The 16,652-nt window shown below is 68.3% G+C and carries 15 protein-coding genes; 9 read left to right on the top strand and 6 right to left on the bottom strand.

The genetic code is table 11. From position 1 onward, the window contains the following. Positions 1–6: 6 nt before the first annotated feature. Positions 7–1,203: a hypothetical protein gene (locus E0W80_RS09295; protein ID WP_240740499.1), complete on the bottom strand. Its 1,197-nt coding sequence runs from the start codon at positions 1,201–1,203 to the stop codon at positions 7–9. A 97-nt stretch (positions 1,204–1,300) separates the two neighbouring features. Here E0W80_RS09295 and mtrA point away from each other — a divergent pair, with 97 nt between their 5' ends. The 5 genes from mtrA (at position 1,301) to raiA (ending at position 6,916) form a co-directional block, all read left to right on the top strand. Beyond that, positions 1,301–1,981 (top strand): MtrAB system response regulator MtrA, encoded by a 681-nt coding sequence (gene mtrA, locus E0W80_RS09290; RefSeq protein ID WP_131492213.1) that lies wholly within the window; start codon positions 1,301–1,303, stop codon positions 1,979–1,981. 7 nt (positions 1,982–1,988) lie between these two features. Next, positions 1,989–3,671 (top strand): MtrAB system histidine kinase MtrB, encoded by a 1,683-nt coding sequence (gene mtrB, locus E0W80_RS09285; RefSeq protein WP_131492212.1) that lies wholly within the window; start codon positions 1,989–1,991, stop codon positions 3,669–3,671. Further along, on the top strand, positions 3,668–5,386 hold the full coding sequence (locus E0W80_RS09280; protein ID WP_227991549.1) for an LpqB family beta-propeller domain-containing protein: 1,719 nt from the start codon (positions 3,668–3,670) through the stop codon (positions 5,384–5,386). The genes mtrB and E0W80_RS09280 overlap by 4 nt, the downstream gene beginning before the upstream one ends. Before the next feature lie 93 nt (positions 5,387–5,479). Then, positions 5,480–6,127 (top strand): phosphoribosyltransferase family protein, encoded by a 648-nt coding sequence (locus E0W80_RS09275; protein WP_131492211.1) that lies wholly within the window; start codon positions 5,480–5,482, stop codon positions 6,125–6,127. A 132-nt stretch (positions 6,128–6,259) separates the two neighbouring features. Next, positions 6,260–6,916 carry a ribosome-associated translation inhibitor RaiA gene (raiA, locus tag E0W80_RS09270; RefSeq protein WP_047524410.1) on the top strand — a complete coding sequence of 219 codons (657 nt, stop codon included), beginning with the start codon at positions 6,260–6,262 and terminating at the stop codon, positions 6,914–6,916. A gap of 75 nt (positions 6,917–6,991) precedes the next feature. Here the strand turns inward: raiA and E0W80_RS09265 are convergent, their stop codons facing one another. Then, positions 6,992–8,314 (bottom strand): hypothetical protein, encoded by a 1,323-nt coding sequence (locus E0W80_RS09265; protein WP_131492210.1) that lies wholly within the window; start codon positions 8,312–8,314, stop codon positions 6,992–6,994. 104 nt (positions 8,315–8,418) lie between these two features. Further along, a complete protein-coding gene (locus E0W80_RS09260) occupies positions 8,419–9,069 on the bottom strand; it encodes a PadR family transcriptional regulator (protein WP_131492209.1) in 651 nt (216 codons plus the stop codon). Positions 9,070–9,268: 199 nt separating this feature from the next. Here E0W80_RS09260 and secA point away from each other — a divergent pair, with 199 nt between their 5' ends. Both secA and E0W80_RS09250 read left to right on the top strand, forming a co-directional pair. Continuing rightward, a complete protein-coding gene (secA, locus tag E0W80_RS09255) occupies positions 9,269–12,070 on the top strand; it encodes a preprotein translocase subunit SecA (protein ID WP_047524419.1) in 2,802 nt (933 codons plus the stop codon). Positions 12,071–12,136: 66 nt separating this feature from the next. Continuing rightward, positions 12,137–13,363, top strand: coding sequence for a pyridoxal phosphate-dependent aminotransferase (locus E0W80_RS09250; RefSeq protein WP_047524408.1), 1,227 nt, complete (start codon positions 12,137–12,139; stop codon positions 13,361–13,363). Here the strand turns inward: E0W80_RS09250 and E0W80_RS09245 are convergent. Both E0W80_RS09245 and E0W80_RS09240 read right to left on the bottom strand, forming a co-directional pair. Then, positions 13,254–14,531 (bottom strand): P-loop NTPase, encoded by a 1,278-nt coding sequence (locus tag E0W80_RS09245; RefSeq protein ID WP_131492208.1) that lies wholly within the window; start codon positions 14,529–14,531, stop codon positions 13,254–13,256. The genes E0W80_RS09250 and E0W80_RS09245 overlap by 110 nt on opposite strands. Beyond that, positions 14,528–15,148, bottom strand: coding sequence for an SAF domain-containing protein (locus tag E0W80_RS09240; protein WP_131492207.1), 621 nt, complete (start codon positions 15,146–15,148; stop codon positions 14,528–14,530). Before E0W80_RS09240 ends, E0W80_RS09245 begins: the two co-directional genes overlap by 4 nt. Before the next feature lie 97 nt (positions 15,149–15,245). Between E0W80_RS09240 and E0W80_RS09235 the strand changes: the two genes are divergently transcribed. After that, entirely contained in the window at positions 15,246–15,524 is a 279-nt protein-coding gene (locus tag E0W80_RS09235) for a helix-turn-helix domain-containing protein (RefSeq protein ID WP_131492206.1), read from the top strand. Here the strand turns inward: E0W80_RS09235 and E0W80_RS09230 are convergent. Further along, positions 15,512–16,123 carry a hypothetical protein gene (locus E0W80_RS09230; RefSeq protein WP_131492205.1) on the bottom strand — a complete coding sequence of 204 codons (612 nt, stop codon included), beginning with the start codon at positions 16,121–16,123 and terminating at the stop codon, positions 15,512–15,514. The genes E0W80_RS09235 and E0W80_RS09230 overlap by 13 nt on opposite strands. A gap of 130 nt (positions 16,124–16,253) precedes the next feature. Here E0W80_RS09230 and E0W80_RS09225 point away from each other — a divergent pair, with 130 nt between their 5' ends. Continuing rightward, positions 16,254–16,640, top strand: a complete 387-nt coding sequence (locus E0W80_RS09225; RefSeq protein ID WP_047524404.1) for an Rv3235 family protein — start codon at positions 16,254–16,256, stop codon at positions 16,638–16,640. The last annotated feature ends 12 nt before the right edge of the window (positions 16,641–16,652 follow it).

Below are 16,652 nucleotides of genomic sequence, written 5' to 3'. Positions count from 1 at the left end.
ACAGCCCTACCCGGGACAGGGCTGTGCTGTCGGGTAGGGGGAGGTGGGAGCGCCCGGTGCGGTGCCGTACGGAGCAGAGGCGTAGCCCTGGGTCATCTGCACGTGCTCGGGAACCTGTCGGGGCGGTGGTGCGGAGCTGACGGCGCGGGCGGGGTCCACGCGGAACGGGTCACCCTGCTGCTCGTCCGTCCAGCCGAGGTCCCGGCGTTCCACATACGCGAGGAGTGTCTGATCCAGGCCCTCGTACCGCATCCGGCAGTCGACGTAGATGAGCGCGGCACCGGTGCTCTGGACCACCGCCGCGATCGCTTGGATCACGAGGATCAGGATCTGCGGCGCGAGGATCGCGAGGACGAAACCGACGACGGCCGCAGGTTCCACGGCGCCGGTGGGCGCGATCACGGGAGTGAGGAGCGTGCTCAGCAGCGTCGAGGGGATGCTCACGACCTGCATCGCCACACCCATGATGAGGTTGATGAGGAACACGACCCCGAAGGCGACCCAGAAGCGGCCCCGGGTGAGGCGCCAGGACCGGACGAGTGCGTCGCGGAAGCGTGCGCGTTCGAGGACGAGGATCGACGGCACCAGCAGCAGCTTCGTCGTCAGCCACACGAACAGCGGGATGGCGGCCAGCACGATGAGGACCACCGTGAGCACGACGACCCCGATGAACTCGGCACTGCCACCCAGGCCGCCCGCTACGAACGCGGCGATGATCGCCGCGACGATCGCGAAGAGCCCGAAGACCGCGGCCACCGTCAGCGACGCGAAGCCGGCGAGCCGCCAGAACGACGGCGCCATCCTGCGCCAGAGCATCCGGAGCGTGGCCTTCACGCCGACGGCTGCGTAGCCGATCTCGGCGGCGACGACGCCCTGCATGACCGCGGTGAACGCGATCGTCGCGAGGCCCACGGCGATTCCGGCGATGAGGTTGATCCCGACCGTCCCGGCCAGCACCGCCTCGAAGTCCGGTGACGAGGGGGAGACCGTCTCCAACCGGGAGAACGTCGTGAAGAACACGACCCCCATCACGCCCGCGGTGACGAGCACGACGACGAGCTGGATGACGACGGCGAACCCGAACAGCACCTTCGGGTTGTGCCGGAGCGCCGCGAAGGCCTTCCCCAGCAGCATTCCGAATGTCAGCGGATGAAGAGGGATGATCCCCTTCTTCGGGGCGGGCGTCCATGTCTGGCCACTCAAAAGGCACTCCCTCCATCGTGCGGTCCCATCGTGTCATATCCACGACGTGGTGCGCAGACCTGGGGCCTCTGGGACTGGGTGCCATAAGGTAACAGTTATGACCTCACGCATTCTCGTGGTCGACGATGACACAGCACTCGCCGAGATGATCGGAATCGTGCTGCGCACCGAGGGTTTCGAGCCGGTCTTCTGCGCGGACGGAGCGCGAGCCGTCGAGGAGTGGCGCACGCAGCGGCCCGATCTGGTGCTGCTCGACCTCATGCTCCCCGGGATGGACGGGATCGAGATCTGCACGCGCATCCGCGCCGAATCCGGGGTGCCGATCATCATGCTCACGGCACGCAGCGACACCGCCGACGTCGTCCGCGGGCTCGAGGTGGGCGCGGACGACTACATGGTCAAGCCGTTCAACCCCAAGGAACTCGTGGCGCGGATCCGTACTCGTCTCCGTCCGACGCCGCAGGCCACCAGCGAACAGCTGCGGGTCGGTGACCTCACCGTCGACGTGGACGCGCATGAGGTGCGTCGAGGGACGGAACCGATCGCACTCACGCCTTTGGAGTTCCAGCTGCTCGTCGCTCTCGCCTCGAAGCCTCAGCAGGTCTTCTCCCGGGAGATGCTCCTGGAACAGGTGTGGGGATACCACTACAAGGCCGACACGCGACTCGTGAACGTGCACGTGCAGCGCCTTCGCGCCAAGGTCGAGCTCGACCCGGACAACCCCAAGATCGTGATGACGGTGCGTGGTGTGGGCTACCGTGCCGGGAGCGTGGGCTAGGAGCACGATGGCTGCGACGACAGCGACCACGACGACGGTCGCCGTCCTGCGCGACTGGCGAGGCTGGCCGACGATGCTCGGTCTCCTGTGGAGACGGTCCCTCCGGTTCCGCACCCTCTCGATCACGCTGCTCGCGACCTCGTTGGCGATCTTCATCACGTGCGTGACGATGGCTCTCGCGATCCAGAACGACCTCTTCATCTCACGGAAGAACGTCGCCCTCGAAGACGCCCGTCGGGCGGTCGACCAGGCGCAGCGGATCCTCGATGTGGCCGAGGTGGGCGACGACCCGGCTGCACTCAGCACTCTCTGGGACGGCATCAGGGACACGTTGGCGCGGACGTCGAGCACCGACCAGCTCGCGGGATACAAGATCGAGACGGGCGCCGACACCTCGCCGTTGAACGGGTTCGAGGCCGGGCTGAACGAAAGCCTGTTGAGCCCGGAACTGCGCAGGCGTGTGGTCGAGCTCGATGACCGCCAGGAGTGGCAGTCCGTCGCGCTCCCGGTCGAGAACGGTGGGGTGGTCCCCGGGATCGTCGTGGGGCAGCAGCTCCAGGTCCCGGAAGCAGGGCCGTTCGAGATCTACTTCGCCTATGACCTGGGCGATGCCGATCAGACGCTCCTGTTCGTGCAACGCACGCTCTGGATCGCCGGGATCGGGCTCGTGGCGATCGTGGCGGCGATCTCCTGGATCGTCCTGCGAGCCGTGTCGACACCGATCGTCCAGGCCGCCGAGACGAGTGCGCGACTCGCCGCGGGCGATCTGGGGGTGCGGATCGATGTGCACGGCGAGGACGAGCTGGCCGTTCTCGGGCGTTCGTTCAACGCCATGGCCGACAGCATCGAGGCGCAGATCAAGGAACTCGGCGAGCTGTCGATGGTGCAGCAGCGCTTCGTCTCCGATGTCTCGCACGAGTTGCGTACACCGCTGACCACTATCCGACTCGCCGCGGACATGCTGAACGACCAGCGTGCGGAGTTCGAGCCGACCACGGCGCGCGCAGCGGAACTGCTGCACGCGCAGGTGCAGCGGTTCGAGACGCTGCTCTCCGACCTGCTCGAGATCAGTCGCTACGATGCGGGGTCGGTGCAGCTCGAGCTCGAGGCCACGAGTCTCGCGCACCTGGCCGAGGACATCATCGAACAGATGAGACCGCTCGCGGACGGCCACGGCACCGAATTGCGCTTGGTGGCGCCGGGCGGCTACTCGCCCGTGGACATGGACCCCCGCCGGGTGCGCCGGGTGCTGCGCAATCTGATCGGCAACGCGATCGAGCACGGTGAGGGCCGTCCGGTCGTCATCACGGTCGACAGCAACCAGCACGCGGTCGCCGCCGGCGTCCGGGACTTCGGTCTCGGGATGGAGCCGGGTGACGCGGAGCGGGTGTTCGACCGGTTCTGGCGGGCGGACCCGTCGCGACAGCGCACCATCGGCGGCACGGGGCTCGGGCTGTCGATCGCTCTCGGCGACGCCACCCTGCACGGCGGAACGCTGGCGGTCTGGTCGGAACTCGGGGTCGGGACGAACTTCGTGCTGACCATTCCTCGGCACGAGGGGACGCTGGACGGACCGAGCCCGGTCCCCGTCGAGCCGCAGGAGCCGTTGGCGGAACTGGGCGACGCGACACAGCCGATCTCGCTCGCCGAGAGTCGCATCGAGCTGTTCGACGAGGGGGAGAGGCCATGATCCGCGCACGATCGAAGAGACGATTGCGTGGCGCGGCGCTGGCGATCGCCGCGCTGCTGCTGCCGGCGTGTGCAGGGCTTCCGACCAGCGGCGATGTGACGGTCGGCCTCAAGCTCGGCGAATCGTCGCAGGACATCGACTTCTTCCCGGTCGCCTCGGGCCCGGTCAAGGGGGCCGGCCCCGAGCGGATCGTGGAGGGCTTCCTGGAGGCCGGCATCACCACGGCTGACAACTGGGCCACAGCACGCGAGTTCCTTTCGCCGGCGTTGCAGCGGACCTGGCGACCCGCGTCCGGCGTGTCCGTCGACGCGGGCCCGGAATCCCGCACGCTCACCTCGACGGTCCCCGAAGAGCTGGTCGAGGAGGCGGATTCGGCGGAGGTGCAGGTCGAGCTGGACCTGGTCGCGAGCGTCGACGAATCCGGTGCCTACGCGGATGCGCCCGGTGCCTCGACCATGCCGTTCGCCCTCGAGCGGATGGACGACGGCGAATGGCGCATCACGGAAGCGCTGGACGGGGTCGTGATCGACGACCCGCGGTTCGACAAGGTGTACGACGCCTACCCGCTGCAGTATTTCGACGTCAGCTGGTCGCGACTCGTCCCCGACATGAGGTGGTTCCCTCGGCGCCAGAGTCCGGCGACGACGGTGACGCGGGCACTGATCGGCGGTGTGCCCAGCGCCTGGCTGGATCCCGTCGTGCAGAACTCGTTCCCCGCCGACGTCCAGCTGGCCCAGGACGCGGTTCCGATCACCGGGCAGGTGGCCGAAGTCGCGCTCACCCGTCCTGCGGTTGCGCTCGACGAGACGACGCTCGCGCGGATGCGCACCCAGTTGCAGGCGACGCTGAGGGCCGCGGGGGTCGCAGTCACGCGCGTGCAGTTCACCGTGGACGGCCGCGACCTCGATGCCGGCGTGGTCGACGTGATCGAACCTTCGACCGAGATCGGCACGCTCGTCCTGAAGGACGGGGTCTTCGGCAAGATCGTGGGAGATGAGATCTCGCCGCTCCCCGGCATCAGCACCGAGATCGCCGCGATCGCTCAACCCATCCTCTCCCTCGATGTGGCGGCGGACGAGTCCCAGGTCGCGGCGCGACTCGGAGACGGTCACGTCTACCTCGTCCGCGACGGCAGCCGCATCGAGCTGGATTCGCGTACCGGGCTCATCGATCCTTCACTCGACCCGTACGGGTACACCTGGTCGGTGCCGCGAGGGGATCCTTCCGCCCTACGCGCCTGGGACGCTGAGGTGGTTCCGCAGACGGTGGCGAACGCCTGGCCGAATGCTTCCGCGATCTCGGACCTCCGGGTCGCCGCGGACGGCAGTCGGGTTGCCGCGGTCATCACGGTCGGCAGGCAGTACTGGGTGGTCGTGGCCGGCGTCGTCCGCGACGCCGCGGGTGTTCCGATCGAGCTCAGCGATGCCAAGCAGCTGATCCAGCTCTCCGAGCCGGCGACGGGCCTGGTGTGGTTGGGTCCCGACCAGCTGGGTGTGCTGATGGACCCGAGCAGTCCGAAACTCATCACTCAGATGGTCGGGGGGCCGGGTACCTCGGAGGCCGCTCCGGGCGATGCGATCTCCGCCGCCGGTGCGCGGACGACCGCGGGAGTGCGCATCCTCGGTGCGGGCGGACAGCTGTTCGCACATGCGGGGACGGCCTGGCGTGAAGTCGCGTCCGGGATCTCCGTCCTCGCCACCCGCGCAGGCGAATGACCCTTCCTGCACGGCAGAGTCCCGCACGAGGCTTGTGCAGGACGGCCGGCGGCTCGGCGGCGTCACCGATGCCAGGAGTCGCAGAATCGTCGGATGCAGGAAGAATCCCGTCTCCTTCGGATCGGCGCCGAGGTCGCCGCGTTCCTGCTCGCCGCGAACTGCGCGGGCTGCGCTGAGCCCGGCCTCCTGCTGTGCCCAGGCTGTCGGAGTGCCTTGGCGCCGCGGGCGCAGGAGTCGGTGACACCGGCGGGGCTGCCCGTCTGGTCCGCCCTCGAGTTCGACGGGGTGGCGGCGCGCTGCATCCGGCGGCTCAAGGGGGAGGGGGACACGCTCATCGCGCGCCCGCTCGGTGCGGCGCTGGCGAGCGTCCTCAGCCCGCTGGTGACATCGGCGACGTGGATCGTGCCCGTTCCGACGAGCCGGGCCGCTTTCCGACGTCGGGGCTACCGTGTCCCGGACCTGCTGGTCCGCCGTGCGCACGCGGATCCGCAGGCCGTGCTCGCCGTCGAGGGAGCGCGCCCGGATCAGCGCGGGCTGGGCGCTCGCGCACGCCAGACGAACGTCCGCGGAGCGATGCGTGCACGGCACCGAGGGGAGGGAGCCGAGGCGGTCATCGTCGACGACGTGATCACGACCGGGGCGACATTCGACGAGGCAGCGCGCGCCCTCACGGTGGCCGGGTTCCGAGTCGTCGCGGCCGTCGCGCTCGCCGCCACGCCGCTTCGTGGCGGATTCGCATGAACCTCATCGACAACCCACCGGAGACACAGGAGAACCAGCTCGTGACATCCGTCGACGGGCGGACTACGGTGGGGGGACACAAGGCGACCACGGTCCGCCCTTGGCCGGGAGGACCGGGACAAGGAGGCAGCAATGGAAACAAGCATCGTTGGCGTCGGAGTGGGTATCACCGATCGCTTCCGAACCGTTGTCGAAGAGAAGATCGCCAAGATCCAGATGCTCGCGTCTCGCGCGCAGCGGCTGGATGTGAAGGTCACCCATCGCGTGTATCGCAACGGTCATGTGCCCGATGAGACCGTCGAGCTCACGCTGATCGGGAAGGGACCGGTCGTCCGAGCCGAAGCGACCGATGGAGACAAGTTCGTCGCTCTCGATCTCGCGGTGGACAAGATGTCCGAGCAGCTGCGTCGCGCGAAGGAGAAGCGGGTCGATGGACGACAGCACCCCCGCGGCGCTCACTTCGAGAAGGAGAGCGGAGCTCTCACGGGCATCGACGTCCAGCCGGCGTCGGCGGATGTCCTGCATGCCGTCGCCACCGGCAACGTGCCGGTGCAGCAGACGGAAGAGGAGGAGTACTCGCCCGTCGTCATCCGCACGAAGAGCTTCGACGCCGAGTGGATGACCGTCGAGGAGGCCGTCGACCGGATGGAACTGGTCGGACACGACTTCTTCCTCTTCGTGGACGTCCGCACCGACCACCCGAGTGTCGTCTACCGGCGCAAGGGCTGGGACTACGGCGTGATCGCGTTGAGCACCCAGGCTCCGCCGTCCGAGGCCCTCGCCTCCTGATCGACGTTGCGAAACGGCCCGGCCCCGAGAAAGGGACCGGGCCGTTTCGACGTCCGGGAGGCGTGAGGGCTCGGGTCAGTCGAAGATTCCGTCGAGCAGGCTGCCGATCACGAGTCCACCGAGGATGCCGGATGCGAGGTCACCGCCGCCACCGCGTCGTCCGCCGCCGCCTCCCCATCCGCCGCCGCCCCAGCCCTCGTCCTGCGGGCGGGACGAGTCGATGTCGCGCTGGGCGAGCTGCAGCGCCTCGGAGGCGAGGTGTGCGACCCGTCGTGCCTGCACGAGCGCGGCTTCGCGGGTCTCTTCGGCCGGGAGGAGGTCGGAGAGGTCGACACGAAGTCGTTCCGCCTCGGCGAGGCGTGTGCGGGCGTCCGCGCCGATCCAGCCGCGATGACCGGCGATCAAGCCGCGTGCCACACCCAGCTGCCGGTCGGCGTCGTCGATCGCGTGCTGCACCTGGGCGATGCTCGGGAGCGGGTTCTCGGCGCGGTGGCGTGCCTTCGCGATGGCGTCGTCCAGCGCGGAGTTGGCGTCACGCAAGCGGGAAAGCTCCGCGAACGGATCGTTGGGTTGTCCCGACGGCGTCAGCGCCGAGAGCGCGGCCTGGAGGTCTGCGACGGCTGACGCCACCGCCGGTACCGCGGGAGCGTTGCGTGCGGCGATGAGGTCGTTGCGGGAGTCTGCCACGACTTCGGCGAGCGTGGATTCGGCGCGCAATGCTTCGATCTCGAAGTCCTCGACCGCGTCGAGGAGCGCGGATGCTCGCCGGGTCGCTTCGGTCGCGGTCTCGAGCGCGACGTTCGCCTCTTCGTTCTGCTTCGCCGTGCGACGGCGTTCCGACACGTCGGCGCTGTGGGTCGCGAAGCTGATGAGCTGCTCCGCTTCGGCGGCGCTGGCCGTGATCTGGTGCATCGCGGAATCGGCGTAGCGTGCGGAGAGACGTGCGACAGCCTCGTTGGTCTGCGGGATGCGGGCGCTGAGCGCCTCAGCCTCCGCTCTCACCCGTGCGATGATCTCGGGCGCGCGTCGAACCGTGGAGACGGACTCCGCGAGCTCGGAGGTCTTCTCGTCGAGGAGGTCCTGCGCCCAGTCGCACAGCTGCAGGATGCGTGCATTGCGGGTGCGGAGCTCTTCGTCCGTGTCGGGGATCTCATCGTGATTCAGCTGGTGGAGCTGGAACGCCTCGCGCAGATGGGTGCGCACCGCGGCGAGTGCCGTCCGCAGGTCGGCGGTCAGGCCTTCGCCGAGTTCGGCCTCGGCGAAGGAGAGCTCGTCGGCCGTGGTGCGGATCCGCTCGTCCGCTCCGACGAGGGCCTGCTCCGCACGCCGAGCCAGATCGGCGTCCCGAGCGGCGAGCTCTTCCTGTTCGCGTTTGCGCTTGCCCCAAAAACCAGCCATGGGTCGATCCTAGTTTCCCCGGCGCATGAGCCGGCTGAGCATCCGCTCCGGGCGAACGGGGAAGTTCGGCCGAGCGGCCCTGAGGTCGTCGCGACGGGGTTCGCTCAGGCTGCAGGCGCGGTCTCGGTGATCTCGGCGCCGGTGATCTCGGCATCGGTGATCGCGGCGCCGGATTTCGCAGGGCGTCCGCGTTTGGGTCGCTCCTCCGTGAGTTCGAGCGCCATCGCGTGCTGCGGGTGTCCGGTGAGGCGCTCGGCGGCGTGGTCGAGCCAGCGCACCTCGGCTTCGGCGGAGAAGATCATCGAGTCGACCACTAGTGACCAGGCGAGTCCCTCGGGGCCGTCCTCACCGCGCTTCGTCCGTCTGGCCTGCCGCAACGTCTCGAGATGCGCCAGGGATGCCGCGCGCTGGGCGTGGATCGTGGTCGCGGCGTCGACACCGGGGAGGGTCGCGGCGACGGCGAGCTTGATCGCCAGCTCATCACGGGCTCCCTTGGCACGCGCGAGGGGGGAGGCGAGCCACCGTGCGACCTCCGCCTCTCCGGCGCGGGTGATCCGCCAGTACACATGCCCCTGCTCATCGGTGTGGCCGCGCTGCACGAGGCCGTCCCGTTCGAGTCGTTCGAGGGTGTTGTAGATCTGGCCGACGTTCAACGGCCAGACCGAACCGGTGCGTCGGTCGAACTCGTGCCGGAGCTGGTATCCGTAGCAGGGTCCCTGGGCGAGGATGGCGAGCATGCTCTGGCGTACGGACATCGTCGTCTCCTCGTGTGATCGGGCCGAATGCGATACCGAGTATATGGTTACCGGGCATGCTCTCGTCGTGACGCGCGGGTCGTCCTGCAGGCGACGTGCAGGCGACGTGGAGGTCACGGCCCGGTAACATGGCGAAGTATGCCTGGCGTCGGGTCCACCGATGGCCGGCGATTTACCCACTGACAGGGAGATGACATCCGTGGCCAATCCTCTTGAGAAGCTGCTGCGTGCGGGCGAGGGGCGGGTCATCCGCCGCCTGAATCAGGTCGTCAAGGCAGTGGGAGCGCTGGAAGAGGACATCTCCAAGCTCACCGACGACGAACTGCGCAACGAGACGACGGAGCTGCGGGCGCGGTACGAGAAGGGTGAGACGCTCGACCAGTTGATGCCCGAGGCGTTCGCCGCGGTGCGCGAAGCCGCCAAGCGCACGCTCGGTATGCGCGCCTACGACGTGCAGATCATGGGTGGCGCGGCGCTGCACCTCGGGAACATCGCGGAGATGAAGACCGGTGAGGGCAAGACCCTCGTCGCCACCCTCCCCGCGTACCTGAACGCGATCGCCGGCAAGGGCGTCCACGTCATCACCGTCAACGACTTCCTCGCGAGCTACCAGGCGGAACTCATGGGGCGTGTGTTCCGTGCCCTGGGCATGACCACCGGCATCATCGTCTCCGGTCAGACGCCGGCGATCCGCCGTGAGCAGTACGCCGCAGACATCACCTACGGCACGAACAACGAATTCGGGTTCGACTACCTGCGCGACAACATGGCGTGGCGGAAGGAAGACCTCGTCCAGCGCGAGCACTTCTTCGCGATCGTCGACGAGGTCGACTCGATCCTCATCGACGAGGCCCGTACGCCGCTCATCATCTCCGGACCATCCTCCGGCGAGGCCAACCGCTGGTTCGCCGAGTTCGCGAAGATCGCCCGCACCCTCGAGGTGGGCGAGGACTACGAAGTCGACGAGAAGAAGCGCACCGTCGGCGTGCTCGAGCCCGGGATCGAGAAGGTCGAGGACTACCTCGGCATCGACAACCTGTACGAGTCCGCGAACACTCCGCTCATCTCGTTCCTGAACAACTCGATCAAGGCACTGGCGCTGTTCAAGAAGGACACCGACTACGTCGTCATGAACGACGAGGTCATGATCGTCGATGAGCACACCGGCCGCATCCTGGTCGGACGCCGCTACAACGAGGGCATCCACCAGGCGATCGAGGCCAAGGAGGGCGTGCCGGTCAAGGCTGAGAACCAGACGCTCGCGACCGTCACGCTGCAGAACTACTTCCGCCTCTACGACAAGCTCGCCGGCATGACCGGTACCGCCGAGACCGAAGCGGCTGAGTTCATGTCGACGTACAAGCTCGGCGTGATCCCGATCCCGACGAACCGTCCCATGATCCGCAAGGACCAGTCGGACCTCGTCTACAAGAACGAGACCGCCAAGTTCGCGCAGGTCGTCGAGGACATCGCCGAGCGTCATGCCGAAGGTCAGCCGGTGCTGGTCGGAACCGTCAGCGTCGAGAAGAGCGAGTACCTGTCCCGCCTGCTCGCGAAGAAGGGCATCAAGCACGAGGTCCTCAACGCGAAGAACCACGCGCGTGAGGCCGAGATCGTCGCCCGCGCGGGTCGCCTGGGAGCGGTCACCGTCGCCACGAACATGGCAGGTCGAGGCACCGACATCATGCTCGGCGGGAACGCCGAGTTCCTCGCGGTGCAGGATCTCAAGGCCAAGGGCCTCGATCCGGTCGAGACCCCCGAGGAGTACGAGACCGCCTGGGACGAGACCTACGAGGCGATGAAGAGCGTCGTGGCCGAGGAGGCCGAGAAGGTCATCGAGGCCGGCGGGCTCTACGTGCTCGGCACCGAGCGTCACGAGTCGCGCCGTATCGACAACCAGCTCCGCGGTCGCTCGGGTCGTCAGGGTGACCCCGGTGAGAGTCGCTTCTACCTGAGCCTCACCGATGACCTGATGCGACTGTTCCAGTCCGGTGCCGCCGAGGCCATCCTGGCGCGCACCAACTTCCCGGACGACGTGCCGATCGAGTCCGGCCTCGTCTCCCGCGCCATCCGCAGCGCGCAGTCGCAGGTCGAGTCGCGCAACGCCGAGATGCGCAAGAACGTGCTCAAGTACGACGACGTCCTGAACCGCCAGCGCGAGGCGATCTACGCCGACCGCCGTCACATCCTGCAGGGCGACGACATTGCCGACAGGGTGCAGCACTTCATCGAGGACGCGATCGCCGGAGTCGTCCGCGACCACACCGGCGAGGGCCACAACGAGAGCTGGGACTTCGATGCTCTGTGGACGGAGCTCAAGACGCTCTATCCGGTCGGGGTCACCATCGACGAGGTCGTCTCGGAGGCTGCAGGGCGCAAGGGCGGCATCACCGCGGAAGGCCTCACACGCGAGTTGCTCTCCGACGCGAAGATCGCCTACGAAGCCCGCGAGGAGTCGCTGGGCGAGGCCGCGACCCGCGAACTCGAGCGACGCGTCGTGCTGCAGGTGCTCGATCGCCGCTGGCGGGATCACCTCTACGAGATGGACTACCTCAAGGACGGCATCGGCCTGCGAGCCATGGCGCAGCGCGACCCGCTGATCGAGTATCAGCGTGAGGGCTACGCGATGTTCCAGTCGATGATGGGGCAGATCAAGGAGGAGTCGGTCGGCTACCTCTACAACCTCGAGGTCGAGGTGCGCCGTGCCGCCGACTCGGACACCACCGAGGTCGAAGCCAAGGGCCTCGCCGCGGGCGGAGGCGAGCAGCGTCTCGAGTACTCCGCCGCGAACGATGCGGGCGAGGTCGAGGTGCGCAACGACCGCGGCCAGGTTCAGCAGGCGGCGACGGATCGCGTCCGTCAGGCCGCCGTGCGCGCGCAGGCGCCGCAGACCGAGCCCGAGGAGGCACCCCGCGGTGCGTTCGGGCAGCGCACGGACGGCGACGCACCGGCCGCCGGCAACCGTGAACAGCGTCGTGCGCAGAGCAAGAAGAAGAAGTAGCGTTCGGTGAGGAGGAGGGCCAGTCCGGGTGGATTGGCCCTCCTTTCGTCGCTGTAGGCTTGGTCGATGACCCCAACGCGCAACTTCGACCAGTCGTCGAAGCTCAAGAACGTCCTGTACGAGATTCGCGGAAACGCCCTCGTCGAGGCGGCGCGCTTGGAAGCGGAGGGTCACAAGATCCTCAAGCTGAACACCGGCAATCCGGCCATCTTCGGCTTCGATGCACCGCACCAGATCGTGCACGACATGCTCGCCGCGATGCCCACGGCGCACGGTTACAGCGACAGCAAGGGCATCATCTCCGCCCGTCGCGCGGTCGTGAGCCGGTACGAGCAGATCGAGGGGTTCCCCCGGTTCGACCCCGACGACGTCTACCTCGGCAACGGCGTGTCCGAACTCATCACGATGACGATGCAGGCTCTGCTCGACGAGGGCGACGAGGTTCTGATCCCCGCCCCCGACTATCCGCTGTGGACCGCGATGACCAGTCTCGCGGGAGGCACGCCCGTGCATTACCTCTGCGATGAGGACGACGAGTGGCAGCCGGATCTCGAGGACATCCGCTCGAAGATCACGCCTCGCACCAAGGCTCTGGTCATCATCAACCCGAACAACCCGACGGGTGTCGTCTATTCGCGTGAAATCTTGGAAGGTCTCGTGCAGATCGCGCGGGAGCACCAGCTGCTGCTCCTGTCCGACGAGATCTACGACCGGATCCTGTTCGACGACGCGGTTCACATCCCGACCGCGACACTCGCTCCCGACCTGCTCTGCCTCACGTTCAACGGTTTGTCCAAGACGTACAGGGTGGCGGGATACCGCTCGGGGTGGATGGTCATCACCGGCCCGCAGGGGCACGCCAAGGGCTTCCTGGAGGGGATCACGCTGCTGGCGTCGACGCGGTTGTGCCCGAACGTCCCTGCGCAGCACGCCGTCCAGGCCGCGCTGTCGGGCGTGCAGTCCATCGAGGCGCTGATCGCTCCCACCGGGCGTCTGCGCGAGCAGCGAGACATCGCCTGGGAAGGGCTGGAGTCGATTCCCGGGGTTTCCTGCGTCAAGCCTCAGGGTGCGCTCTACGCATTCCCGCGTCTCGATCCGAACGTGCACGAGATCAGGGACGACGCCCGGCTCGTCTACGACCTCCTCGTCTCCGAGCACATCCTCCTGGTGCAGGGCACCGGTTTCAACTGGCCGACCCCGGACCACCTGCGACTGGTGACGCTGCCCGAGCCGCGAGTGCTGAGCGAAGCCGTCGAACGACTGGGGAACTTCCTCTCGAGCTACCGCCAGTAGGAAGCTCCGGACGTGTGGGAGACAGGGTCGCGGCCAGCCTCCTCACACCGGCGACGAGCTGTGAACGGGGCGTGACGTCGGTCATCGGCCGGGCGTGCAGCAGTGCGGCATCGGCAGCGCGCTGATCGAAGGGCAGGAACGTGACCTCAGTGATGCCCGCGAATCGCTCGAGGGTGCGCCGGACCTGCCTGCGCGCATCGATGCCGAGTGGACCCTGCCTGACCTGATTGACGACCACGGCGAGGGGCGTCGGGGCCGTGAGGCGGCGCAGTTCGGCGTGGTCACGCAGGAACCGGCTGATGCTGAGAGGATCCGCCGCCGCGACGGCCACGATCAGGTCCGCCTCGATCAGCGTCGCCGAGGTCGCCGCGTGTCGACGGGGCCCGGCGAGGTCGTACGTGACCTCGTCGTCCGCGTCGAAGGCTGCGGCCACATCCACGACCGTCTCCTCGCTCCACCCCCGACTGGCCTGCAGCGTGGTGCGGAGACGGGCTGATGCCAGTTCCGGCCAGCGGCTCGGGCGATTGATCCCCGCCAGAACCTCGACGTCCTGACCTCCGCTCAGGATTCGGGTGGACAAGCGGGACAGTTCGTCGTCGTCGAGGGCACCTCGTTCGGCTCGACGACAGGCGGCGGCGATTCCGGGAGCGTCGTCGCTGAGCCCGAGCAGCAGGGCGATCGACGGCGCGACGGTGTCGGCGTCGATCAGAGCCGTGCGGCGGCCGGCCCGGGCGAGTTCGACCGCGAGTTGGATCGCGACGGTCGAGCGTCCAGGGGCGCCGTGCGGTCCCCAGACGGCGATGACGCGGTGGGGCTCGGGGCCGTGAGGCAGTGGCGCGTCGACGGTCTCGGTGCCCAGCGCCGCGGCGACCTCCCAGCCGGTGGCTTCGGTGGGCAGCGGTGCAGACAACCCGAGTCGTCCGCGCAGGCGGCTGTCCGCTCCGCCGAGGGCGAGGACGCGCACTCCCGCACGATCACACGTCGAGATCAGCTCGGTGGTCAGCACGGCCCGGGTCGCCGGAACGATGAGCGCTTCGGTGCCGGGAGGCAGGTCGACGACCGGAGCGCCGGCCGTCAGGACCGCGAGCACGTCGATCCCCTCCAGCTCCAGTTCGGCGGCCAGTGCGCTCGCGCGTGGCTCCGCGATTGCCACGACCACCGCGGTCATGAGGCGCCTCCGACAGGCAGCACCGAAAGGGCGGATCCGCCGGTGACCGCGGCGAGGACCTCCGCCACGTCGGATCGGTCGATCACGAGCTCGAGCCGGGTGCCCGCCGAAGCCAGGACCCCGTCCGGCTCGATCACGTCGCGGACGATCACGTCGGCGACGAGGATACGGGGCGCCTCGTGCGAGCGCCCGTCGTCGATCGGCGGAGCGTGCCAGACCTCGACGACGGTGCCGGGCTCCACCTCCTCCGGGATGCCGGTGTTGCTCTCGATCACGATCGTGGTCTTCCGGCTCCGGTCCGCGTCGGTGAGAGACGATAACGGCACGATCTCGCCCTTCTCGATCGTCCGTGCCGCGATCTGCCCCGATCGCAGGTCTTCGGGCCCGAGGTAGTCGTCGCTCAGCAACCCGAGTCCCACCTCGACGACCTGGAAGTCGTCCGCGGTGAGGGTCTCGCCCTCGACGATGGTGTGGTCGGCTCGGAGTACCGGTTCCGCGTCGTCTGCCGCATCGATGATGAGCCACACGGCGGTGATCGAGAGCGCGACGAGAGCGATCCCGATGAGGAACCGCAGGTCGCCCCAGAACGCGCGCCGAGGTCGGGAGAGGAAAGGCATGGCGCTATCGTCACAGAGATCGAAACAGGACCTCCTCGGTTATCCACAGGGTTCCGTCCGACCCGATCCGGGGGAGCGTGTCAGGGAGAATGGGGGCATGTCAGCCCCGTCCTCGCGCGCGCCGCGATTCCTCGCCCCCGCGCAGGTCGCCGAGCTGCTGAGCATCGGAGTGGGCGAGGTGATCGAGCTCGTGCACGAGGGCAGACTGCGAGGAACTCAGCTCGGGTCGCCGCCGCGCTGGCGCGTGGAGGAGTCGAGCCTGGAAGGCTATCTGGCCGAGGAATCGGAGACGTCTCGCCGTATGGCGCTGTGGAGGCAATCACAGGTGGCGAGCTTTCCCGAGGTCTGGGGCATCTCGTCGGCTCACGGCAACTGATCTCCCGCGGTACGCACCGCGACCAGTGCGGAGAAGGGGACGATGCGGAAGCTCTGCACCGCACCGGCGAGGCGCGCCTGCCCCGGGTCGTGCACCGCCAGATCCAGGTGATCCGCGGCCGCGCGATCGATCGTGCCGTGCACCTCACCCACCCGGGTGGTGAGGTGTACGGGGACGCGGCGCCGCGCGAGATCACGCAGCACGAAGCCCAGTGTCATCCTCTCCCGGAGTGCGTGCTCGATGACAGGGACCTCCTCGAGGCTCGCCAGGATCATGCCGTGGTCGGTGGTGATGCCGGCGATCGCGTGCAGCGGGACGAGCAGGGCGGCCGCCGGAGCGCGGACGGCATCCCCGGTGCCGCGTGATTCGACGGCCATCCAGTCGGCCCCGAGAGTGCGCACCGTCACCGGAAGGCGTTGACCGTTCACGAGGTCGATCAGGGCGTCCGTGTCGGAGCCGCAGAGAACCCGCAGCCGCGCACGCAGATCCAACCGGGCGATGCGCAGCCTCTCCGACTCCGCATCGAGCACGGCGCGTTCGGCCTCCCACTCGGACGCCAGTTGGCCCTCGAGGTCTTCGAACAGTCGGTCCCAGTGCACCCGACCGAGCGTAGGCGACGCCGATTTCGGACGTACGAGTTATCCACATACTTCCTCGATCGGCGTTCGGGAGCCCGGCGGTCGGTGCTGTACTGACGACCTCGCAGACCTTCCCGACCGAGAGATCGACATGACGCCTCACGAGTACTTCGCTCCGCAGCCGACACCGACCAGCGAACTGCCCGATCCCGCACCGCTCCTGCGCAGTCTCACCCGCGGTGTGCTCGAAGTGCTCGCCGGCGTCCGTGAGGTCGATCAGCTCGCGCGGTGGTTCAGCGAAGACGCGTTCCGCAGCCTGGTCACCCGGGCGAACCTGTCGGCGAGGGCGCGCAGCGCGCGCGGAGTCGCTCCCGCTCGCCCGACGTTCGAGATCCGGTCCCTGCGGGTGACGGCTCCGATCGACGGGGTCATCGAAGCGGTCGTCGTGGTGGCCGGACCGGGGCGCACGCGGGCGGTCGCGGTGAGACTGGATGGGATCGATCGACGCTGGCGCGCGACCTCCCTGGCGATTCTCTGACCGATCTGACCG

It is taken from the genome of Microbacterium sp. PI-1, assembly GCF_004337555.1.
Classification (GTDB): domain Bacteria; phylum Actinomycetota; class Actinomycetes; order Actinomycetales; family Microbacteriaceae; genus Microbacterium; species Microbacterium aurugineum.
Note: the sequence above shows the minus strand (reverse complement) of the source record. Positions and strands in the feature narration are given on the sequence as shown.